We start from the raw sequence: 21,623 nt of genomic DNA, 5'->3' as shown, positions 1-21,623 counted from the left end.
AAAAACAATGCCAGGTACGCACTTCGCCATACCCCTGCGATACTTTACGGAGTACAATGGCCCTCAACTACACAGAGGGGGGTGCGCGTGTATAGCAAAACGCTTCATGTCAGCCTGTTCGGCATCTCCGACGCGCTTGCTGCGGCCTTGGAACGAATCACGCCCCTCGATCGCTTCTCTCACGAACTCTCGCCCCATACGAACTGGGATGACGCTGCCTTCGTCGCAAGCGACATCGCGCTCGTCGATGCGGCGCTGCTGCCCGGCTCGGATCTCCCCTCGCTCGTGGCGCAACGCCGCGAGCGGCTGGGAGCTTCCTTCGGCGCGTTCGTCGTCATCGCCGACGCCGTCGCGCTTGCCGCGTGGACCGCCGACGACTACGCGCTGGCCGACGCCGTGTGGCCCGCGCCCCTCGACGAGACGCGCCTCGTCTTCGAGTTCGCCCGGCTGCAACGAGAGGCGCGCCTCTCCTCCGAACTGCACCTCGCACGCACGTACCTCGAAGCCGCCATCGACTCCTCGCCGGAACTCATCTGGTTCAAGGACATCGACGGCACGCACGTGAAGGTGAACAAGGCCTTCTGCACAACGGTGCAGAAACCGCGCGAGCAGGTGGAAGGCCGCGACCACTGCTACATCTGGGACGTGCCGCCCGAGGAAGCCGAAGGGGCGTACGCCTGCCAGGAATCCGAGGAGCAGGCCATGCGCGCCGGCTGTACGTGCCAGTTCAACGAGCTGGTGAAAACCGCCCACGGCATGCGGCAGTTCCGCACGTACAAAACGCCGCTGTACGACGAGGACGGGCGCATCATGGGAACGGCGGGCATCGGCCACGACGTGACCGACCTGCAAAACGTGGCAACCGAGCTGGACATCCTCATCAACGCGCTGCCCTTCTCGGTGGTCATCGAGGACGCCGACGGCACCATCCTCAACGCCAACCGCGAAACCGAAACGCACTTCAAGATGGACAAGCAGCTTATCATCGGCCATCACATCAAGGACTGGCGGCGCCTCGTGTTCGGCGACGAGCTGGCCGACCTGCGCGAGGTTCACGAGGACCGCGAGTTCGACGCCTGCATCGGCGGGCAAACGCGCCTGTTCGAGATGACGAAGACGCCCATCGTGGACGTGTTCGACAACGAGACGGGGCTGCTGCGCATCTACAGCGACGTGACGGAGAAGCGCGAGCTGGAAGAGCGCGCCACCATGAACGCGCGCACGGACTACCTCACCGGGCTGTACAACCGACGCTACTTCTACGAGTACCTCGACGAGCGCGGCCGAAACGAGTCGCTTGCGCTCGTGGTGCTCGACCTCGACGACTTCAAGGACGTGAACGACCGCTACGGGCACGCCGTGGGCGACGAAGTGCTGATGAAGGCGGGGGCGCTGCTGCGCGAAGCCTTCCCCGAAGGCCTCGCCATCCGCTGGGGCGGCGACGAGTTCATCGTGGCCGTGTTCGGTCAGCACGACATGCCGAGGCTGGAAGCGCAGGCCGAAGCGCTGCTCGACCGTTTCCATGCCGAATCGAACGAGGACGGCCACGCGCACGCCCTGACGGGAAGCGTGGGCATCGTGTCCACCGACGACCCGAGCCTGTCCATCGACGAGCTCATCCGCCGCGGCGACGAGGCGCTCTACCACGCCAAGCGCGCGGGCAAATCGCAATGCTACGTATACCAAGAGGACGAGCCGCTCTCGTAGCCGACCCGTCCCGGTAACCGCGCCACCCGTGCGCGTTAGTTGCTGGCATCCATCCTGAACTCGCCGCTCGCAAGATGGGCGCTCACGTTCGCGCTGCCGTCGCCCGTCGTGTACGTGCTGCCGTTCTGCGTGAGCGGGAACGTGCTGTTGAAGCTGCCCGACGCCTTGTCGATGCTCACCGTGAAGCCGCTGTCCTTCGGCACGGCTACGCTCACCAACCCGCTGGCGATGTCGGCGTCGATGGTGCGCGGGCACACGTCGTCGCACACGATGCGCGTGTCGCCCGATGCCGTGCGCACGTTCAGACGATCGGCAAACCGGCCGTTGATGTCGAGCTGGCCGCTTGCCACGTCGACGCGCAGGTCGTTCGCTGTGAGATTGCGCGCGTCCACTTCGCCCGAGGCCAGTTTGAGATTGAGCGCATCGCAGCCGAAGTCGCTCAGGTTGTAGTGCCCCGAGGCCCCGTCGATGTCAACGGCATCGAACTGCTGCGCGTACTTCTGCGGAATGCGCACCTCGAGGTTCTTGCGGCCCAGCATGAAGCACGAGAACCACTGGCCGTAATCGATGGTGAGCGTGTCGCCGTTGAGGTTCCAGCGCATCTCCTGCGCCTTCGTCATGCCGCCGGTTGACGTTTCGATGAGCTCGATGGAGTCGCCCTCGCCCACCACGTTCACGTCGACGCCGCCGGCGCCCCACGCGATGTTCAGGTTCTTGACGCTTGCCGCGTCCACGTTCGCCGACCCCATGTTCGACGCGCCCACGATTCCGCGATTCCACACCGTCGAGCAGCCTCCAAAGCCGATCGCCCCGAGGATGAGCGCGCCGAACACGATGATCAGCGCGATTTTGGCATACGACGCCCCGGTAAGTTTCGTCATGATACGACCCTTCCGCTAGCGTCGGTCGGCCCGATAGTTCGGGTCGTTCTCGATGATGTGGGCGATCCAATAGTACAGGGGGATGGAGAGGAACAGGATCCAACCGGGATGCCATGCGCCGAACAGGAATCCGAGCACCATGTACGCGAACACGCAGAACACCGGGTACGGGAAGGTCGACCACGGACCGCGGTTGCGGCGGTCCGGGTGCCGGTCGTAGGGGTCGGGGGCGTAGGGAGCCTGCGGGGGCACCGGCGCCTGCGGAGCGACGGGTGCGCCGTAGTAGGGCTGCGTCGGCTGCTGGGGCTGAGGTTGGGCTTGCGCTTGCGGCTGCGGCTGCGGAATCTGCTGCTGCGCCTGCTCGGCTGTGGCCCGCGCTTGGGCGGCGGCCACGGCAGCCTGCGCCGCGCGCACGGCCGCTTCGTTGGCGCGCACCGCCGCCTCCTGCGCCTGAGCTTCGGCCGTGACGTCCTTGTCCTTCTCCTCGAACAGGATGTCGTCCACCACCTCGTCGTCGATGCGCAGCAAATCGTCGATGGACACACCGTACAGTTTCGCAAGCGCGATGAGGTTTCCGGTATCGGGCGACGACTCGGCGCGCTCCCACTTCGACACCGCTTGCCGCGACAGACCGAGCTGTTCAGCCAACTCCTCCTGACTGTATCCTTGCTCGCGTCGCATGGTGGCGAGGCGCTGGGCAATCTCGACGTTCATGAAAGATCCCTTCTTCGATGTTTGGGGCATAAAGCCGCTCCTTCTTGATTCCCAGCCTACGGTTGCCTGACGAGTTGCACCAGCATGTCTGGTTATCATTTTACGCAACCGGCGGTTGCATATGCGTGTGAAGTGGGATTTTGTGACATTTGTCACGTCAGGAAATGACGAATGCGTCCTGTGAAGGCCGCCCGCAACCGTCCGCCGAAGCCCCTCGAGCCGTATAATGGAGCCACGCCGACCACGGGAGGTACGCCATGGAACACGACAGGATCGATCGCCGCGTGCAGTACACGAAGCGCGCGCTCGCCGCCGCGCTCATCAAGCTCATGCGTGAGAACCATATTTCGAAGATATCCGTGAAGGCGCTGTGCGAGGCGGCCGACGTGAACCGCAGCACGTTCTACGCGCACTTCCGCAATCAGTACGATCTGCTCGATCACGTGGAAGCCGAGGCGCTCGGCGACCTCAAGGCGCGCCTGCTGGCCGACGACGAGTCGCGCACGCGCAACGTGGTGCAGATCCTCGAGTACGCCAAGGAGAACGCCGACGTGTTCCTCATGCTGCTCGACGAGAGCGACGGCAGCTTTCAGCAGCAGATCATGGAGCTGGCGCACCTCGTGGATTTGCAGATGTCGGACGCGCCCGGCGCGGTGGAGGCCGACAAGCAGGAGTACATGTACCTGTTCGCCGTGTCGGGCGCGCTCGGAATGCTGTCGCACTGGCTGAAGAAGGGCACGCCGCAGTCCCCCGCCGAAATGTCGGAGCTGCTGATGCGCATGATCCAGCACGGCATCGAGGAGCGAGTGTAGGGGCGACGAGCGCCGGCGTTAGCGGAACAGCGCGACGAAGCGGTCCCAGATGGTGAGCTCCTCTTCGGGCGCTTCCTCCTGCGGGGCTTCCGGCTGCTCGATGGCGGCGGTGGTCATGACGAACTGCACGGCTTGGACGTTGGCGTTGTCCGACGACACGAACGACACGGGGTCGAACGCGGGGAAGTCGTAGTCGGCCGTCATCTCGGCGATCTGCTCCTTCATGGTTTCGGGCAGCGTGATGGTGGACGCGTTGAGCTGGCCCATGCCGCTGCTGAGTTCACCCGCGCCGCTCGCAAGCTGGCCCGTTCCCTGGGCGAGGTCCGCCGTGCCCGACGCGAGCTGGTTGTAGTTGGAAGCGAGCGACGACAGGCCGGAAGCGTACTGCGCCAGGCCGTCGTGGAACTGGCCGTATTGGCCGGACAGCTCGCCGAGGCCGCTCGCAAGCTGCGTCAGCTGGTCGAGTTGCCCGCCGCCGACCGCGGAATCGAGGGACGCGGCCATGGAACGGAGGGCGGCTTCTTGCTGGGCAAGGGCGCCATCGTCGGCGGCAATCGCATACAACAACTGATTCGCGCCGTCGAAAGCGGGTTTCGTGGCGGCGTAGGTACCTTTGACGGTTTGAGCGGCCTGGTAGTTCGCCACCAATTGCTGAGCCGTCTTAAGGTCATCGGCATCGGATAACGCATTCATCATCTTGCCGATTTCGTTTTCCGTCAGCGTGCCTTCGGGGATTTTCGCAATTGCATTATCGAGCGCCGTCAGAGAATCGGCATACCCCTGCCGCGCCGCGATCGACTTCGTCCGAAGCTCGCTCAGCCCATCGGCCAGTTGGTTCAATCCGGCCGGCAGTTGCGCGAGCTGGTCGAGTTGGGACAGGTCCGTGTTCTGCAGGCCTCCTGCGATGGCGGCGAGGGCGCCCTTGATCTCGCCCGAGGCGTTCACGAGCGTGCTCGACGACCCGCTGAGCTGGTTGAGCCCCTGGCCGAATGCCGAGGCGCCCGACGAGAGGCTCTGCGCGCCGCTCGTCAGCTCGTCAACGCCCGATGCGAGCGATGCCGTGCCGTCGGCGAGGGCGCTCACGGCATCGGACAGGTTCGTCATACCGCTCACCATCTGGTCGGTGTCGGGCATCTCGATGATGGACGAGTACGGCAGCGCGGCGAACTGCGCGCCCGCCATCTTGAAGTTCTGCACCTTGGCCGTCAGCGTGAAGTCGCCGTCATGGCCCGGCAGCACGGTGAACGCCACCGTGGTGTCCTCCCCCGCGCTGGCCAGCGTGGCGCCTTCGGCGGCCACGTCGCTGGCCACATCGCCCGGCAGCGTGAACGTGATCTGCATCATGAAGCTGTCGTAGAACGCAGGGTCCACCGAGGCGTTCTGCTTCGTGGTCACGTGAATGCTCAGGTTTCCCGATGCACCGGCCAGATCTTCGGCCTTCACCTTCTTGCCGTCCAGCTCGTAGACGAGCGCGACGTCCCACGGCAGCGTGGTGGATGCGGCGTCGCCCTGGTAGTACAGCGTGCCCTCCTCAACCTCGAACGTGGTGGCGTCGCCCTGACGCGCGAGCTCGGTTTCGTTCGTGAGGTTCTGCACCTTCGTGTAGTCGCCGTGGTCGACGACGGTGCCCGGTTTCTCCACGTCGAAGCGGTTCACCACGTACACGGCCTCGGGCGCGCCGGCCGCGGACAGGCTCGCGTACACCACTTCGGACTTCTGGTACGTCGCCGTGGACGACGAGGCCGCGAACGCGCTGGGCGCGCTGCCGACCGCGAGCGCGACAGCCAGCAGCGAGGCCAACGAGACGGTGCGGATGCGGGCGGACAAGTTCATCATGATGCATCTCCTTCGGTTTCAGGGAGAGAGGGTTTCGGGTCGGAAGGCGCGAAGTTCGCGTGCCAGGTGGTACGGCGGATGACGCGGTCGAGCACCACGAGCAGCGCCGGCAGGAAGCACGTGACCAGCGCGAGCGACAGCAGTGCGCCGCGCGCGAGCAAAAGCCCCAGGCTGGACACGGCCGACATGCTGGACGCGAAGCCGAGCGCGAAGCCGGCCGTAGCCAGGATGCTGGCCGACACGAGCAGCGACGGGAACGTCTCGCCCAGCGCGAGGTGCGCGGCTTTGCGCGCGGGCACGCGCGTACGATGGCGCAGGTAGTGCGTGGTCAGCAGGATGCCGTAGTCGATGGTGGCGCCCAGCTGCACCGTGTTGATCACGAGGTAGCCGATGAAGTTCACCGACTCGCCCGTGAAGTACGGGATGGACAGGTTGATCCAGATGCCCGACTCGATGGTGAGCAGCAGCACGAGCGGCAGCGTGAGCGAGCGGAACGTCACCAGCAGCACGATGAGGATGGCGACGACCGCCACCGCGCTCACCACCACGTTGTCCACCGACACGATGTTCTTCATGTCGTAGAGGTTCGCGGACTGGCCGGCCGCGTAGTACGTGTCGTAGTGGCGCGCGGCCGTCTCTTCGACGGCTTGCACCGTGGCGAACGCCTCGTCGCTTTCGGTGTCGGTGCTCGTGTACACGATGATGCGCGCGTAGTTCGGCGAGTAGAACTGGTCGAGCACGCTTTGATCGAGGAAGCCTTCCGGGATGGCCGTGCCCACCGTGGCGGCGTACGAGATGACGCTGGTCACGTTGTCGAGCTTGTCGAGGTCGGCCGACAGCGCCGCCTCTGCCGACACGTCGCCGCGCGGCACGAGCACCACCATGGCGTTCTGCTGGCCGAATTCGTCCTGCACCATGAGCGTGTCGGCGCCCGAGCGCAGGTTGGGGTCGGGCTCGCTGTTCTGGTAGGTGAACACGGTGTGCGCCTGCCCGAGGAACGCGGGCACCACGAGCGCGAGCACGAGGATGAGCGCCGGAACGCGCACCTTCGACAGCACGCTGCCGATGTTCTTGAAGGAGGGCATGAGCGGCCGGTGCTTCGTCTTGTCGATGAGCTTGTACAGAAGCAGCGTGACCGCCGGCAGGAACACCATGACGGTGAAGAAGCTGAACACGATGCCCTTCACGAGGTTGATGCCGAGGTCGGCGCCAATCTGGAACTGCATGAACGACAGCGCCGCGAAGCCGAACAGCGTGGTGACCGCGCTGGCCGCGATGGTGGACAGCGACGCGCGCATGGCCTTGGCCATGGCCTCTTCCACGTTCGCCGTGCGCTGCCGCTCGGCCGCGAACGCGTGCAGCAGGAAGATGGCGTAGTCGAGCGACACCGCCAGCTGCAAGATGGGGCTCACCGAGAACGTGATGAACGACACCTGCCCCAACGCGATGTTCGTGCCCATGTTGATGAGGATGGACACGCCGATGGCCGCGATGAACAGCACCGGCTCGATCCACGACGTGGTGGACAGGATGAGCAGCAGCAAGATGATGGGCACGAGGATGACCGCGGCGCCGCCGGCTTCCTCGGCCGTGCTCGCCTGCACCTGCGCGGTGTCGGCGGCCTCGCCCGACACGGCGTTGCCGGGGCCCGCCTCGTCGACGAGCGCGCGCAGCTGCGGAATGACCGCGCTCTCGGCGCCTTCGGCTACGGTGACCGAGAACAGGGCGGCGCCGTCGCGATAATAGGCTTCCACCGTGTCGGCGTCGGCCATCTCGAGCGGTTGCGTGACGTCCACGACGTCGTCGAGCCACATGACGCCGTCCACGCCGTCGATGGCGGCGATCTGGTCTTTGAGCGCGAGGGCGCGGGCGATGCCCACGTCGTGCACGAGCACGTTCGCGTTGGGAACGGCCTGGCTGAACTCGTCGTTCATGATGGCGACGGCCGTGGTGGATTGCGCCTCGTCGGGCAGGTAGTCCACCATGTCGTAGTTGACGCCCACGAACGGAATCATGGCCGCGCACACAACGGCCACGGCCAAGAAGGCCGTCACCACGGCCTTGCGCCGCGCCAGAATACCGTGGATGATGCGATCCATGCCGCCCGCCTGTTCGTTTCGGTCGCGCGCACTGCACGCGTTTTGGCTACCCTTCACCATGCATGATAACCAACACCGTGTAGCGAAACAACCGACAAGGCGCGGTTGATCTGCCCGTATTCCGACACTTTCGGCGCGAAGTGTCGGGCATTCACGAAATCGTCAGACGCCCGTCGCCCGATCGCGCAGAGCCTTGAGCTTCGCGAGCGTCGCCGGGTCGATGCGGGAGGCCACCGTGTTCTTCTCGGCCACCTTCGGCGTGTCGTCGAGGCGCGCTTCCTCGTAGCACCGGTCCACTTCACGCGAGAATCCGTCGGCGCTCATACGGTCCACGCCGAAGCCGAACGTCGTGTCCTGAATGGTGGCGTCGCTCGTGACGACGAGCGTTTCCACCTGCCGCTCGCGCGCATCGTGGGCCAGCTTCTCGATCACCTTGTCGGCCGATTGCCCTGCCGGCGAGAACACGATGCGCACGCCGCCCACCTTCTCAGCCTCGCCGTTCGAAAACGCGTTCTTCGCGCCGTCGAACACGATGACGGCCTTACAGTCGCTGCCGGCGTAGTTCACCACGTCGTTGATGAGCATCTCGCGCGCCGCGTTGAACGTGTCGTCCGTGTAATCCTCCTCGGGCGCGACGCGGTACCGACTGCCCGAGCGCAGCACGTTGTACCCGTCCACGATGAGGAGCTTTTTCCGTTGCTTGGCCATGCTGCTCGCCGTGCGCTACTTGCCCGCGTGGTTCTGCCGCAGCCACTCGTACATGCACGCCGTGGCCGCCTGCGCGACGTTGAGGGACGCCACTTCGCCTTCGATGGGCAGCTTCGCGAGGAAGTCGCAATGCTCCATGACCAGGCGCGAGATGCCTTCCTGCTCGTTGCCCATCACGAGCGCGATCTTGCCCTTGAGGTTCGTGTCCCAGATGAGGTCGTGGGCGTGCTCGGTGGCGCCGGCAATCCAGAAGCCCTCCTCCTTGAGACGGCTCATGGTCTGCACGAGGTTCGACACCTGCGCCACGGGCACGTGCGCGATGGCGCCCGCCGAGCTCTTGTACGTGGACGCCTCCACGTGCGCGCTGCGCTTGTTGGGGATGACGAGGCCGCACGCGCCCACCGCTTCGGCGCTGCGCGACACGGCGCCGAGGTTGCCCGCGTCGGTGATGTGGTCGAGGATGATCACGAGCGCGCGGCCTTCGTGCTGCTCGGCGTACTTGCCGGCGGCATCCACCACGTCGCCGATACCCACGTACGGAAACGGTGCCGCCTTCGCCATGACGCCCTGATGGCTGCCACGTTCGGACTTGCCGTCCAGCACTTTGCGCGGCACCATCTCCACCGTCGCGCCGACGCGCTTCGCCTTGCGCAGGATGTCCTCGATGAGGCCGTCGCGCTGCACGTTGTCCGCCATGAGTACGCTCTTGATGGGCACGCCCGTACGCAGCGCCTCGATGACGGGACGCTTGCCCTCGATGAAATCAGCCATGTGTCACGATCCTTCGTTCTTCACCCGCGTCGATCCTGGCATGGCATCGCACGGCACCTTGTTGTTGCAGTTGTTGCCGCTATTATGGCAGACGGGCGCGCCTTCGGGAGAACACAACCCGCTTCTTCAGCGTATCGTCACGCCAACCGGCACGAGAAACGGCCAAAACAACGGCGGTGGCAATGCGCTGACGCGCCCCGTCCCCCTTATGCGCCCTGTTCTCTCCCCATTACCACAGCCGTCGTTTTCGGCCAGATTTTGCTAGTCCTCTCGGTCGCGGCGACGCCAGCGGCTGCGGCGACGGCGCTCCTTGAGCGCCACCGTGGCATCGCCGCCGTGCAGGAACACGCCCGATGCCACGCGCTTCACCTTGCCCAGGCCGCGCGCCACATGCGGCGTGAGGTCGGCGTCGTTGCGCGTCTTCCAATCGAAGTACACGCTCCAATACCGCAGGAACACGACGGCGAACACGCAGGCCGCGCCCGCAATGGGCAGCGGGCAGCCCGCATAGGCCAGCATGACGAACGCGAACGAGCCGCCGAGACCCGCCACCGCGTAGAAATTCGACTGCTGGAAGATGCCGGGCGTCTCGCCCACGCAGATGTCGCGCACGGCACCGCCGCCCACCGCCGTGATGGCTCCGAGGATGATCGACAGCACGAAGCCCTGCTCGAGCGAGAACGCCTTGCTCGCGCCCGCAAGCGCGAACAGGCCCACCGACAGCGCGTCGGCGAAGAACACGGTAGCGTCGAGATGCCGGAACAGGCCGCGGAAGTAGAACACGAACACGCAGATGGCGATGCAGATGACGATGAGGTCGGGGTGCGAGGTGAAGTACACGCCGTGATCCTGCAGCAGCACGTCGCGGATGATGCCGCCGCCGTACCCGGTGAGCAGGCCCAGCACCACCGTCCCGATGATGTCGAGCTTGCGGTCGCACGCGAACAGAGCGCCGGTCAGCACGCCCACGATGACGGAGAAATAGTCGATGCTCCACGGCACGGTGAGCACCTGCGAATCGGCGAACGCCTGCTGAAAGATGGTGGTGTCCATAAGCCCCTTGACTCTCGATCGGCCGCGCTCCGCGGTCGATGCGCTTATGAAACCACATCGCAGGGCATTGCGCCAGAGAAGAATCGGGCGCACAAGAGTCGTCCATCTTCGACGAACTGCAACCATATGGTGAGCGAACTGGTATGATAAGGGGAAAAGCTCGCACGTGCATCACAGCACCTGGAACGGAAGGACCTGCCTTGTACAAGAAGATCGTCGCCACCGCGGCCTGTGCGCTCATGGCCTTGGCGCTGGCCGGCTGCGGCGCGAAAGCCGAAGAACCCAACGTCCCGGTCAAGGAAAGCGGCGTTTCCACCAGCGGTTATACGATAACCGACGCATCGAAGCTCAAGTCGCTCGCCGTGGGCGAGACGGCTGTCTGGCGCGACTACGAAGTGACCGTGACCTCCATCGATCGCGCGAACGGCACGCTCACCGCGCACGTCGACGTGAAAGCCCACACCAACGCGAAGGAGCTTTCCACCGAATGCCTGCTGTCCTTCGGCATGCCGCCGACGGGCTCGTCGTTCGAGAACAACGTGATCTCCGTGCCGGCAGGCGAGACGGTGTCGGGCACGCTCACGTTCGACGACCAGTACACCTCGCAGCGCCTGTTCTGGAACGACGGCGCCACCGAGGCCACGTGGCTGCTCGACCAGACCGCGGCGTCCACCGAGCCCGCGCCGGCGCCCGAGACGCCCGCCGAGCCCGAGAAGGAGCCCGAGCCCGCCGAAGATCCGCAGGCCAAAGCCGTCGCCGCGCTTGAGGGCGCCCTGCCGGGACTCATCGCCGACAACACGTTCTACGCCTACCAGAGCTTCGACCCCGCCACGGCAACCGTGACGCCGATCGACGGCGGCTACGAGTACTCCAACGCGGTGTCCATCCTGGACGGCAACGGCGCCGAAGCCGTCACGAACGTCGTTCTGACCTGCGATGCCGACGGCAATTGCACGTCTATGAGCGTCGACGGCGCACTCGTGTTCTAGCGCGCCAGAAACGACGAAGCGCTGCGCGCTTCTGCATTTGACGGGTCCTTCGACTGCGGCCTACGGCCTCCGCTCAGGATGACAGGGCGTTTGTCATCCTGAGCGAGCGAAGCGAGTCGAAGGACCCTCCCAAAACAGAAGCGCAAAGCGCTTCGTCACATTTTCTACCCGATGGCCCTCGGCCTCCGCTCAGGATGACGGTGCCGCTGCCGCATGCCACGCGAGCACGGCCCGCGCCACTCCCACCAGCGCGTCGAAGTACCCAACCGGCGCGCTCTCGGCAATCCGCAGGCGAAACGCCTCGGCCCACGCAAGCGGGTGCGCCTCGATGAACGCGGCCACCGCCTCGGGAGCGGGCGCCGCCTCGTCGCCCTCGGCCACGCGGCCGCACAGCGCCGACAGGTACAACAGCTCGATACCCATATGGTCTTCGTACTGGTTGTTCTCGTTGCGCACTTCAAGCCCCGCCTCGCGCAACAGCGCGCGCATCTCGAACGTGGCCTGGCCGAAGCCCACGGTCACGTCCTCACCGCGGTACATCGTCTCCCAGGGCGCGGCCGCCGGCGACGGCGGGCCCACGAACAGGCGCGTGTACTCCACCGCCGTGCGCTGCACCTCGTCTTCGCCCTCGGACGCGCGCTGCGCGGCCTGCTCGGCATAGCGGGCGCACGCATCGACGGCCGCGGCAACGCCCTCGTCGTCGAACGTGGGAAACGCCTCCCAAAACGCAGGGTCCAAACCGACGTTCGACGTCATCGTCATCGGCTTCAGCAGCGAGTTGCCCACGAATGCATACGCTTCGGACAGGGTCTTCCAGGGGATTTCCTCCGCCATGGTGATGAGCTCCTTTCTTCGCTTCGAGCAGCGAGGTGCGTTGATGCTGCCCTACAGGATACCGTAAGAACAAGGATACCTGCGACGCGGGAGGGGAAAGCGTCGCAGGTATGCAGAGGACGGGTATGCGGGGGCGCGTTACGCGGCCTCGCCCGCCGTCCCGTCGGCCGCGCTGCGCACGGCGTCGCGCTCAGCCCGCTGCGCAGGCAGCAGCTTGTTCGACAGCACGAGGAACGCAAGGGCGCCCAGCGATACCACGCCGATCACCACCACGACCTCGACCCAGGTGGGTGCGTACGAACTGGCAACCGTCCACACGTCCATGCCGCTCGCATGGGCCGCCGAGGACGAACCGGAGATCACGCCGGGAGCGCCCATGACGTTGAACTGCACGAACGAGGTGAGCAGCAGCCACACGCGCTTGAAGAACACGCCCACCACCACGCACACGCTGGCCACGGCCACCAACCCCATGCGAGCGCGATTCTTCGCGAACACGAGGATGCAGAACGGGATGAGCACGCCCACGATGATCTCGAACCAGAAGAACGGAGCGGTGGCACCCGTGGCCATGATGGCGAGCGTCTCGGCGCCCGCGGCGCCCGGGTAGGCCATGGTGAGCACTTCGCATCCGACGAAGAACCCGTCGACGGCGATGCACACGGCCAGCAGTCCGGCCAGGTTCGACAGCAGCTTCTTGTCGGTCTTGAAGCGACCCGACTTGTTGAGGCCCATGAGCGACAGCAGCAAAAGGGCAAGACCCGAATCCATGGCCGACACCACGAACAGCGGCGCCATGATGGCCGAGTACCAGCCCTCGCGGGCCATCTCAAGGCCGAAGATCCACGCCGTCACCGAGTGCACGAGGATGGCGATGGGCAGGGCGAAGCGCGACACGATGGCCACCTTATCCTGCGCGCCCGGCTTCTTCGACTTCATGAAGTACAGGTACACTACGTTGATGACCAGGTACAACGTGATAACGCAGATGTCCCAGAACAGCGGCGAGGTGGGGTTCGGCCCCGTGACGATGCGCCACACGCGCTGCAGACCGCCGAGGTCGATGAGCACGAACATGCCGGCGCAGCAGATGCACACCGTGGACAGGATGACGGCGGGAAGCGCCACCTTCTTGTAGTCGGCAACGTGGAACACCGAGGCCGACGAGGCCACGATGAGGCCGCCAGCCGACAGGCCGACGAAGAACATGAAGCACGTGATGTAGAGGCCCCACGACGTGCCGTTGTTCATGCCGGTCACGCCCAGGCCGTTGACCAGCTGGTAGATCCAGGCGGCGATGCCCGCCACCGTCAGCGCCGCAAGCACTCCGGCAGCCGCTTTGAATTTCGTTGAGGTTCCCATGATTCGCACCCCTTAATCGAAGTAGTAAAGTTGCGGATGCGTACCCTGCTCTTCAAGCAGCACGCCGGCCTTGCGCTTGACGACGAGCTGCGATATCTCGCTGTTCGGATCGTCCAAGTCGCCGAAGGTGCGCGCGCGGGTCGGGCAGCATGCCACGCACATCGGCTCGTCGCCGCGGTCGGTGCGCTCCTTGCACATCGTGCACTTCTCCACGACGCCCTTGCCGCGCACGGGCACGTCCTTGTCGCCGTAGTTGAAGTCGGGATCGCGCGAAGGCTCGTTCCAGTTGAACACGCGGGCATTGTACGGGCAGGCCGCCATGCACATGCGACAACCGATGCACTTGTCGTAATCCACTTCCACGCGGCCCTTATCGTCCTTGTACGTGGCGCCCGTCGGGCACACCCGCTGGCAAGCCGGGTTCTCGCAATGCTGGCAGGCAACCGGCAAGTATCCCCTGCTCAGATTCGGAAACTGACCGAGCGCGCCGTCTTCCACGTCGCAGCCTTCGGTGAGCACGCGGTTCCAGCGCATGCCGGAGGGAACGTTGTTCTGCATCTTGCAAGCGTGGGCGCACGTTTGACAGCCGATGCAACGCGTTTTGTTGATGGCTATTCCAAGCTTCGTCATGTCGCGTCACCTACGCTTTCTCAATTTGGACGAGCGTGTCGTTGTAAGGAATCTGCGGACCGTGGAACATCTCGTAGCAGCGTTCGTTGCGCGCCGAGTTCGTCACGTTCTGAAGGAAGCCCTCCTGGTAGTACCGCGTGTACGTCGTTTCGGCCATGAACAGGACGCCCGGCTGCAGCGCAGGATTCACGCGCGCCGTGCACACGAACGAGCCGCGGTCGTTGAACACCTTGACGGAGTCGCCGTTTTCGATGCCGCGCGCTTCCGCGTCGGACGGAAAGATGTTGACGCAGGGGCCGAAGTCTTCCTGGAACCACGGAGACGCGGTGTAGTAGGCGTGAATGCGGTAGCGCGACTTGCCCTGCATGAAGTAGAGCGGGTAGGTGTCTTTCAGCGGGTTCTTCTCGAACGCCTCGTTGGCATCTTCGTACACGGGGAACTGATGGCCCTGGTCAAGCAGGTACTCGTAGTACAGCTCGATCTTCGTGGACGGCGTCGTGTACACCTGGTCGGCATGACCGTCGGGACGATAGTCCGGACCCGCGCCCGCCACCGGCATGCAGCCGCCGTTCTTCAGCAGCGCGTCGTACGTGATGCCCTTCATGTTCGGGTCGAGCTTGTCCACGCCTTCCACGGAGAAGCGCGCGAGCTCTTCGTACGTCTCGGGAATCAGGTGATCGAGCCCCCATTCGGCAGCCAACAGGCGCTCGATTTGCAGGTCGCTCTTCGACTCGAACAGCGGATCGACCATGCCGTTCGCCAGCATGACGTGGCCGTAGCTGGCACGCAGCTGCTTGACGTCCTCCTCGCACTCGAACTTCGTGCAAGCCGGCAGGACGATATCGGCGTAGTCGACGGCCGACGAATGGTAGATGTCGATGATGGCGAAGAAGTCGAGGCTCTTCACCCATTCCAGCGTGTCGTTGGCACTTGCCGCCTCAAGCGTGAAGGCGTCGCCGAACGTCAGCGCCACGTGGATGTTGTTCTTGTTGTACACCATGTCGTACATGGCCATGCCGGAGTCGTTGTAGGCGTACTCTTCGGGCAACGTCCAGTAGTTCAGCGTTGCCGCCGGATCATCGGCGCCCACGCCGCCGTAGAAGCCGAAGCCCGAGCCCTTGCGGCCGTAGTTGCCGGTGAGCGCAGTCAGAATGGACATGGAATGGCCCAGCACGTCGGCGTTCGTGTACTTGTCGGGACCTCCCAGACCGTAGTCGATGATGGCCGGGCCGTTGTTCGCGTAGCGGTCGGCCAGGTCGACGATCACATCCTGCTCGATGCCGGACGTCTCGGACGCCCACTCGAGCGAGTATTCCGAAATCCACTTCTTCATGAGGGAGAACTCGGTGACCAGCTCCTTGCCGTCAACCGTCCAGCTGCCCTCGAGCGCAGGCTTCACGCCCTCCGCATCGTAGAGCGCCGGCGCGTTCGTAACCTCGTCCCACACGTACGGCTTGCCGGTGTCCTCCGCGGTGACGACGGTGGGGTTCGGGCACAGCTCGTCGTCGGAGCGGTAGTTCTTGCCCGTCTTCTTGTCGATGAGGAACGGCAGCGACGTGTTGGCCTTGACGAATTCCTCGTCGTACCACTGCTCGTCGACGATGGCGCGAATCATGCCCTGGATGACGGCAGCATCGGTGCCGGGACGAACCGGCAGCCACAGGTCGGCCTTGGAAGCCGTGCCGCTGAAGCGCGGGTCGAGCACGGCGATATACACGCCTGCTTCCTTCGCATCCATGAGCGCACGCGACCACACGATGCCGCTCTCGAGCGGGTTGTGACCCACTTCGATGATGGTGGAAGCATCGGAGAATTCCCAGATGGAGCGCGAGGGGCAATAGCTGAACGCGCCGAACGCAGGCGTCTGGCCGTTCGGCTGGCCGCGGTCGAGGCCCCATTCGCCGCCCTGATCGGCGCGCAGCAGCGCTCCGATGAAGTCGAAGCCGATGGAAGCCTCGGTCGACTTGCGCACGAACACCGAGTTCTCGCCGTACTTCTGCTGCGACTCTTTGAATGCATCGGCGATGGCCTTGATAGCCTCGTCCCAGCTGATCTGCTCGAACTTGCCCTCGCCGCGTTCGCCGACGCGCCTGAGCGGCGTCTGCAGGCGATCCTGCGAGTAGATGTGCGCAACCTCGTTGATGCCGCGCAGGCAGATCGTGCGGTGGGTCTCGTCGACGAGATCGCTCGGCTCGATGAGCGCGACGCGTTCGTCGCGGATGGTGCACTTCAGGTTGCACCCGGTCAAACAATGAAACTGGTGGCACAGATGCGCTACGCGTTCTTCGGGCTCGGCGTAGGCTTTGGCTGGCGCGAGCCAACCGTCGGACGTGGTCATGCTGGCCGCCCCCGCCAGTCCCAAGGCCCCCGCGGCAACGCCGGACGCTTTGAGAAAGCCCCTGCGTGTGAGTCCGCGATGCGGACTGCTCGTTTCTGACATTTCTCCTCCTCAAGATCGTGTCAGATTATCCCCGTTTTGTTCGCCCCTCGAGCTGACGTTTTCGCTGCCCGGCAAACGAGCTGTAGACGAGGACACCTCCATTTCCTCGTGAGAACCGGCCGATTCCACTGGGGTCACTATACAAAATTATCCTATGACAATCAATGATTGTCATAGGATAATTTCGCGTGTCATGCTCCTATTTTGTGGATAATTTTTGTTGATCGAAACGCGCATAGTACGTGCGTCACGGGCATGAGGGAAGGCGTGCGCGGCGCCGACTGAGGAGGATAGGCGCCGCGCACAAGCCCTTATGCCCCCTGAACGGCACCCTCTCCCGTCAGGTCTTCGTCGCGCTGCGGGGCGACCAGCCTCTTCGCCAGCACGAGGAATGCGAGTGCTCCCAGCGACACCACGCCAATCACCACGGTGATCTCAACCCACGTGGGCACGTACACGCCCACGGTGGACCAGATGCCGGCAGCGTCGGCGTGCACGCCGGCCGACGAACCCGACGAGATGCCCGGCGCGCCGTACACGTTGGGATGGATGAATGCGGTGAACAGCAGCCACACGCGCTTGAAGAACACGCCCACCACCACAAGCGCCGAGGCCAGGATGACGAGCGCCGGACGCTGCCGGTTGCGCGAGAACACGAGGATGAGGAACGGCAGGGCCAAGCCGGCGACGATCTCGAACCAGAAGAACGGGGCCGTCGCGCCGAAGAACATCTCGCCGAGCGTTTCCATACCGCCCGCCGTCTGCGGATACGCCACCGTCAGCAGCTCGCAGCCGATGAAGAACGCGTCCACCGCGATGCACGTGGCCAAAAGCCCGGCCAAGGTTCCCATGAGCTTGCGGCCCAGGTCGAACACCTTCGCCGCGCTGAGCGCCAAGAGCACGATGAGCAGCAGCGCCAGGCCCGAGTCCATGGCCGAGGCCACGAAGATGGGCGCCATGATGGCCGAGTACCAGCCCTCGCGGGCAATCTGCAGGCCGAAGATCCACGCCGTCACCGAGTGCACGAGGATGGCGATGGGCAGGGCGAAGCGCGAGATGATGCTGACGATACGCGGGTTGGCGCGCTTCGAGGTCATGAAGTACAGGTACAGGATGTTGATGACGAGGTAGCACGTGATGACGCAGATGTCCCACAGAAGCGGCGACAACGGGTTCGGCGACATGAGGATGTTCCCGATGCGCTGGATGCCGCCGAGGTCGATGAGCACGAACATGCCCGCACAGCAGATGCACACGGTGGACAGGATGATGGCCGGCACCGCCACTTTCTTGAACTGCGTGATGTGGAACACCGAAGCCGACGAGGCCACGATGAGGCCGCCAGCCGACAGGCCGACGAAGAACATGAAGCACGTGATGTAGAGGCCCCACGACGTGCCGTTGTTCATGCCCGTCACGCCCAGGCCGTTGATCAGCTGGTACACCCACGCGCCCACGCCCGCAGCTGCCAGAACGGCCAGCACGACGGAGGCGAATTTGAATTTCATCGATGTTTTCGTTCCCATGGCGCTCCCCTATCCCTGGTAGTGGACTTGCGGGCGGGTGCCCTGCTCTTCGAGCAGCACGTGCGTGCGCTGCTCCCGGATGATCCGCGCCACATCGCTTGCGGGGTCGTCCACATCGCCCCAGATGCGCGCCTTCGTGGGGCAGCACACCACGCACATGGGCTCGTCGCCGCGGTCGGTGCGCTCCTTGCACATCGTGCACTTCTCCACGACGCCCTTCGTGCGCACAGGCACGTCCTTGTCCCCGTAGTTGAAGTCGGGGTCGCGACGCGGCTCGTTCCAGTTGAACACGCGGGCGTTGTACGGGCAGGCCGCCATGCAGGTGCGGCAGCCGATGCACTTATCGTAGGCGATCTCCACGCGGCCCACCTCGTCCTTGTACGTGGCGCCGGTGGGGCATACCCGCAGGCAGGCGGGGTTCTCGCAATGCTGGCACGCCACGGGAAGGTAGGCGCGCGAGACGTTCGGGTACTGGCCGATGGCGCCGTCGATGATGTCGCTGCCCTCGGTGAGCACGCGGTTCCACAGCATGCCCATGGGCACGTTGTTCTGCATTTTGCAGGCGTTTGCGCAGGTATGACACCCGATGCACCGCCCGGTATTGATGACGAATCCGAATCTGGTCATGGGGCTCACCTACGCTTTCTTCACTTCGACGAGGGTGTCGTTGTAAGGGATGACGGGGCCGTTGAGCAGAGCGCGCCCGCGGTCGGAGATGCCCGGGTTCGTGACGTTCTGGATGTTGCCCGACGCCATGAACTTCGACCACTCGCCCTCGAAGACGCGGGCCGTGCCCGGTCGCACCGACTCGTCGCCGACGACGGGGCACCCGAAGCTGCCGCGATCGCTGAACGCCTCGACGGTATCGCCGTCGGCCAGGCCGCGCGCGTCCATGTCCACGGGGTTGAGGTGCAGCGCCGCCGTGGAATACTGGCGAATCCACTCCGCGTCGCAGAACTGGTTGTGGATGTGGAAGCGCGTGCGCATCTGGCACAGCTGCAGGGGGAACGTTTCGCGCAGCTTGCTATCGGGACCGGTTTCCTCAGGGGCCTCGTACGTGGGAAGCGCCTGGTCGAACTTCACCATATCGGCGTAGTACACCTCGAGGCGACCCGACGGCGTGGGGAACTTCTGGTCCGCGAACGGGATGGCGTTGGGACCCTGGTACGGGAGCACGCCCTGGTTGTTCTGCAGCGCGTCGAGCGTGATGCCCGCGACTTTGGGGTTCGTCGCCGTGTCGAGCATGTGCGCGATGCGCTCCTCGTTGCTGCTCGGCAGCGATGCGTCGATGCCGAGGGCGCGTGCCAGCTCGCGCTCGAACGAGAAGTCGGTCTTGCTTTCGAACAGCGGCTCGAGCACCTGCTGACGCAGCATGACCTGGCCTTTGTTCGAACGGACGCCGCCGAGGGACTCGTCGCTTTCGAAGCGCGAGCAGATGGGCAGCACGAGGTCGGCGTACTGCGCGCCCGTGCTGTGGTACACGTCGGCGTACACGATGAAGTCGAGGCCCTGCACCCATTCGTCCAGCTTGTTCAGGTCGGCGAAGCGCTGCTGAATCTGGTCGCCCACGCCGATGAAGCACTTGACGGGGCTGTCCACGTAGGGCAGCTCGAAGGCGGGCACGGAAAGGGTCGTGGGCTTCATGTCGGCCGCGAGCGGCCAGGCGCCCAGCGGCGCGCTGCCGTAGCCGAATCCGGGATAGCCGATGCCGCCGCCGGCGCGCCCGATATTGCCCGTGACGGCGGCCAGGATGCCGGCCGCATGACCGGCGATGTCGGCGTTGCCGTACTTGTCGTTGCCGCCGTAGCCCACCGCGAGGCACGCGGGGCCGCCGGTGGCATAGCGTTCGGCGAGGGACTCGATGACGTCGGCGGGGATGCCGGTCACCTTCGACGCCCATGCCGCGTCGTAGCGTTGCTGGCCCTGCTTGAGCAGCGAGAACACGGTGGTGTACGACGCGCCGTCCACGTCGCAGGAGCCTTCGAGAGCCGGGGATTCAGCATCGGCTGCGAGGCGCGCTTCGCCGGCGGCTTCGTCCCAGACGAAGGACGCGCCGTCGCCGTCGCCCAGCAGGGAGCCGTCGGCGTCGGACACGAGGAACGGCAGCGACGTGTGGACGCGCACGTATTCCTCGTCGTACCAGCCGTTATCGAGCACGACGGTCAGCATTCCCAGGAACAGCGCGGCGTCGGTGCCCGGCTCGATGGGAATCCACTGGTCGCACTTCGACGACGTGGGGCTGTAGTGCGGGTCGATGGAGACGGCGAACATCCCCTCGTCCTTCGCATCGAAGAACGGCTTGGTTTGCGTGAGGCTCGACTCGATGAAGTTGACGCCCACGAACAGCAGCGTCTTGCAGTTCTTCCAGTCGGCCACGCCGTTGAACGCGGTGACCGCCCCGAGCGGGCCCGAGCGCTTCGCCCCGCCGTACATCGCCGCGAGGCCGTTGGCGTAGCCCACGTCGATGCCGCCGACGGTGTCCATGGATGCGCTCAGCAGCTTGCCCAACTCGGCAGCCACTTCCGACTCCATGGCGATGCTGGCGAACACGCTCTCTTTGCCGTAGGCGTCCCAGCACTTCCGCACGTTCTCGGCGAAGATGCTCACCGCTTCGTCCCAGGAAATGGCGACGAATTCGTTGGCTCCGCGCTCGCCCACGCGCTTGAGCGGCGTTTGGATGCGCTCGACGCTGTACACGTGCTGGATTTCGGACAGACCCTTGAGGCAGACCGTTTGCAGGCCCGCTTTCGCCTTGTCGTTCGGCTGGATCAGGCAGAGCCGGCCGTCGCGCACGGTGCACTTGAGCATGCAATGCCCTCGGCAATGGGCCTGGTGGTAGGTGTAGGCGACGCGCTCCTCGGGTTGCGCGTACGCCTCGGTCGGCGCGAGCCACGCGTCTGCGGACAACATGCCTGCAGCTCCGGCAACGCTCAGCGCACCGGCCGCAGCCCCGGTGGATTTCAGAAAGCTCCGGCGAGTGAGCTTGGTGTTTGGCCTGGTCGTACCTGACATGGTACCTCCTCGTCGCGCTCGCGCTCAAGCGCAAGCGTCGCTCGTCGTGTCAGGATGCCCCTCCGAGAAAGCCGTCAGGCGCTCTCGTGGACTCCCTCGATAGATTTGGCCAAATCCTATTAAAGCTCACCGCAAGCCCCGATCATCCGCAAAGTCCAATCCGCATGGAGGTTTCACAACCGAACGCGCTCCTGCCGCGCCCTCGTCCGCGGGGCCGAACTGCATCTCGTAGTAGTGGGCGTACGTGCC

At 64.8% G+C, this 21,623-nt stretch carries 17 protein-coding genes; 3 read left to right on the top strand and 14 right to left on the bottom strand.

The genetic code is table 11. From position 1 onward, the window contains the following. Positions 1 to 87 precede the first annotated feature (87 nt). Positions 88 to 1,707 carry a sensor domain-containing diguanylate cyclase gene (locus tag C1876_RS04650; RefSeq protein WP_148044571.1) on the top strand — a complete coding sequence of 540 codons (1,620 nt, stop codon included), beginning with the start codon at positions 88 to 90 and terminating at the stop codon, positions 1,705 to 1,707. 35 nt (positions 1,708 to 1,742) lie between these two features. On the opposite strand, the gene C1876_RS04645 is transcribed toward C1876_RS04650, so the two are convergent. Then, entirely contained in the window at positions 1,743 to 2,588 is an 846-nt protein-coding gene (locus tag C1876_RS04645; RefSeq protein ID WP_114545558.1) for a DUF4097 family beta strand repeat-containing protein, read from the bottom strand. Between the two features lie 15 nt (positions 2,589 to 2,603). Beyond that, on the bottom strand, positions 2,604 to 3,302 hold the full coding sequence (locus tag C1876_RS04640) for a helix-turn-helix domain-containing protein (protein ID WP_227114751.1): 699 nt from the start codon (positions 3,300 to 3,302) through the stop codon (positions 2,604 to 2,606). 257 nt (positions 3,303 to 3,559) lie between these two features. Between C1876_RS04640 and C1876_RS04635 the strand changes: the two genes are divergently transcribed. Beyond that, positions 3,560 to 4,114 carry a TetR/AcrR family transcriptional regulator gene (locus tag C1876_RS04635; protein ID WP_114545556.1) on the top strand — a complete coding sequence of 185 codons (555 nt, stop codon included), beginning with the start codon at positions 3,560 to 3,562 and terminating at the stop codon, positions 4,112 to 4,114. 18 nt (positions 4,115 to 4,132) lie between these two features. On the opposite strand, the gene C1876_RS04630 is transcribed toward C1876_RS04635, so the two are convergent. From C1876_RS04630 to C1876_RS04610, 5 genes are all read right to left on the bottom strand, one after another. Beyond that, complete coding sequence (locus tag C1876_RS04630; protein WP_114545555.1) at positions 4,133 to 5,950, bottom strand: hypothetical protein; 1,818 nt, start codon at positions 5,948 to 5,950, stop codon at positions 4,133 to 4,135. Further along, positions 5,947 to 8,049 (bottom strand): efflux RND transporter permease subunit, encoded by a 2,103-nt coding sequence (locus C1876_RS04625; RefSeq protein ID WP_114545554.1) that lies wholly within the window; start codon positions 8,047 to 8,049, stop codon positions 5,947 to 5,949. Before C1876_RS04625 ends, C1876_RS04630 begins: the two co-directional genes overlap by 4 nt. Before the next feature lie 162 nt (positions 8,050 to 8,211). Further along, entirely contained in the window at positions 8,212 to 8,757 is a 546-nt protein-coding gene (locus C1876_RS04620) for an NYN domain-containing protein (RefSeq protein WP_114545553.1), read from the bottom strand. A gap of 15 nt (positions 8,758 to 8,772) precedes the next feature. Beyond that, positions 8,773 to 9,528 (bottom strand): 23S rRNA (guanosine(2251)-2'-O)-methyltransferase RlmB, encoded by a 756-nt coding sequence (rlmB, locus tag C1876_RS04615; RefSeq protein ID WP_114545552.1) that lies wholly within the window; start codon positions 9,526 to 9,528, stop codon positions 8,773 to 8,775. A gap of 261 nt (positions 9,529 to 9,789) precedes the next feature. Next, positions 9,790 to 10,581 (bottom strand): trimeric intracellular cation channel family protein, encoded by a 792-nt coding sequence (locus C1876_RS04610; RefSeq protein ID WP_114545551.1) that lies wholly within the window; start codon positions 10,579 to 10,581, stop codon positions 9,790 to 9,792. Between the two features lie 200 nt (positions 10,582 to 10,781). Between C1876_RS04610 and C1876_RS04605 the strand changes: the two genes are divergently transcribed. After that, positions 10,782 to 11,570 carry a hypothetical protein gene (locus tag C1876_RS04605; RefSeq protein WP_114545550.1) on the top strand — a complete coding sequence of 263 codons (789 nt, stop codon included), beginning with the start codon at positions 10,782 to 10,784 and terminating at the stop codon, positions 11,568 to 11,570. A 189-nt stretch (positions 11,571 to 11,759) separates the two neighbouring features. Here C1876_RS04605 and C1876_RS04600 read toward each other — a convergent pair whose 3' ends face one another. From C1876_RS04600 to C1876_RS04570, 7 genes are all read right to left on the bottom strand, one after another. Continuing rightward, positions 11,760 to 12,404 carry a TorD/DmsD family molecular chaperone gene (locus tag C1876_RS04600; protein ID WP_114545549.1) on the bottom strand — a complete coding sequence of 215 codons (645 nt, stop codon included), beginning with the start codon at positions 12,402 to 12,404 and terminating at the stop codon, positions 11,760 to 11,762. A 138-nt stretch (positions 12,405 to 12,542) separates the two neighbouring features. Then, the gene (gene nrfD, locus C1876_RS04595) at positions 12,543 to 13,766 is read right to left on the bottom strand and encodes an NrfD/PsrC family molybdoenzyme membrane anchor subunit (RefSeq protein ID WP_114545548.1); all 1,224 of its coding nucleotides are present in this window, start codon (positions 13,764 to 13,766) and stop codon (positions 12,543 to 12,545) included. A 12-nt stretch (positions 13,767 to 13,778) separates the two neighbouring features. Beyond that, positions 13,779 to 14,396, bottom strand: a complete 618-nt coding sequence (locus C1876_RS04590; protein ID WP_114545547.1) for a 4Fe-4S dicluster domain-containing protein — start codon at positions 14,394 to 14,396, stop codon at positions 13,779 to 13,781. Positions 14,397 to 14,406: 10 nt separating this feature from the next. Then, entirely contained in the window at positions 14,407 to 16,836 is a 2,430-nt protein-coding gene (locus C1876_RS04585; RefSeq protein WP_114545546.1) for a molybdopterin-dependent oxidoreductase, read from the bottom strand. A 311-nt stretch (positions 16,837 to 17,147) separates the two neighbouring features. Next, complete coding sequence (gene nrfD, locus C1876_RS04580; protein WP_244910038.1) at positions 17,148 to 18,344, bottom strand: NrfD/PsrC family molybdoenzyme membrane anchor subunit; 1,197 nt, start codon at positions 18,342 to 18,344, stop codon at positions 17,148 to 17,150. Positions 18,345 to 18,371: 27 nt separating this feature from the next. Beyond that, the gene (locus C1876_RS04575) at positions 18,372 to 18,989 is read right to left on the bottom strand and encodes a 4Fe-4S dicluster domain-containing protein (RefSeq protein ID WP_114545697.1); all 618 of its coding nucleotides are present in this window, start codon (positions 18,987 to 18,989) and stop codon (positions 18,372 to 18,374) included. Positions 18,990 to 18,998: 9 nt separating this feature from the next. Continuing rightward, a complete protein-coding gene (locus C1876_RS04570; protein ID WP_244910037.1) occupies positions 18,999 to 21,272 on the bottom strand; it encodes a molybdopterin-dependent oxidoreductase in 2,274 nt (757 codons plus the stop codon). Between the last annotated feature and the right edge of the window lie 351 nt (positions 21,273 to 21,623).

The organism is Eggerthella sinensis (genome assembly GCF_003339815.1).
Lineage (GTDB): Bacteria > Actinomycetota > Coriobacteriia > Coriobacteriales > Eggerthellaceae > Eggerthella > Eggerthella sinensis.
Note: the sequence above shows the minus strand (reverse complement) of the source record. Positions and strands in the feature narration are given on the sequence as shown.

Coding starts and splice junctions, on each gene's coding strand:
- C1876_RS04645 (WP_114545558.1), bottom strand. CDS start 2,588: ATGACGAAACTTACCGGGGCGTCGTATGCCAAAATCGCGCTGATCATC.
- C1876_RS04640 (WP_227114751.1), bottom strand. CDS start 3,302: ATGAACGTCGAGATTGCCCAGCGCCTCGCCACCATGCGACGCGAGCAA.
- C1876_RS04635 (WP_114545556.1), top strand. CDS start 3,560: ATGGAACACGACAGGATCGATCGCCGCGTGCAGTACACGAAGCGCGCG.
- C1876_RS04630 (WP_114545555.1), bottom strand. CDS start 5,950: ATGATGAACTTGTCCGCCCGCATCCGCACCGTCTCGTTGGCCTCGCTG.
- C1876_RS04625 (WP_114545554.1), bottom strand. CDS start 8,049: ATGGATCGCATCATCCACGGTATTCTGGCGCGGCGCAAGGCCGTGGTG.
- C1876_RS04620 (WP_114545553.1), bottom strand. CDS start 8,757: ATGGCCAAGCAACGGAAAAAGCTCCTCATCGTGGACGGGTACAACGTG.
- rlmB (WP_114545552.1), bottom strand. CDS start 9,528: ATGGCTGATTTCATCGAGGGCAAGCGTCCCGTCATCGAGGCGCTGCGT.
- C1876_RS04610 (WP_114545551.1), bottom strand. CDS start 10,581: ATGGACACCACCATCTTTCAGCAGGCGTTCGCCGATTCGCAGGTGCTC.
- C1876_RS04600 (WP_114545549.1), bottom strand. CDS start 12,404: ATGGCGGAGGAAATCCCCTGGAAGACCCTGTCCGAAGCGTATGCATTC.
- nrfD (WP_114545548.1), bottom strand. CDS start 13,766: ATGGGAACCTCAACGAAATTCAAAGCGGCTGCCGGAGTGCTTGCGGCG.
- C1876_RS04590 (WP_114545547.1), bottom strand. CDS start 14,396: ATGACGAAGCTTGGAATAGCCATCAACAAAACGCGTTGCATCGGCTGT.
- C1876_RS04585 (WP_114545546.1), bottom strand. CDS start 16,836: ATGTCAGAAACGAGCAGTCCGCATCGCGGACTCACACGCAGGGGCTTT.
- nrfD (WP_244910038.1), bottom strand. CDS start 18,344: ATGAAATTCAAATTCGCCTCCGTCGTGCTGGCCGTTCTGGCAGCTGCG.
- C1876_RS04575 (WP_114545697.1), bottom strand. CDS start 18,989: ATGACCAGATTCGGATTCGTCATCAATACCGGGCGGTGCATCGGGTGT.
- C1876_RS04570 (WP_244910037.1), bottom strand. CDS start 21,272: ATGTTGTCCGCAGACGCGTGGCTCGCGCCGACCGAGGCGTACGCGCAA.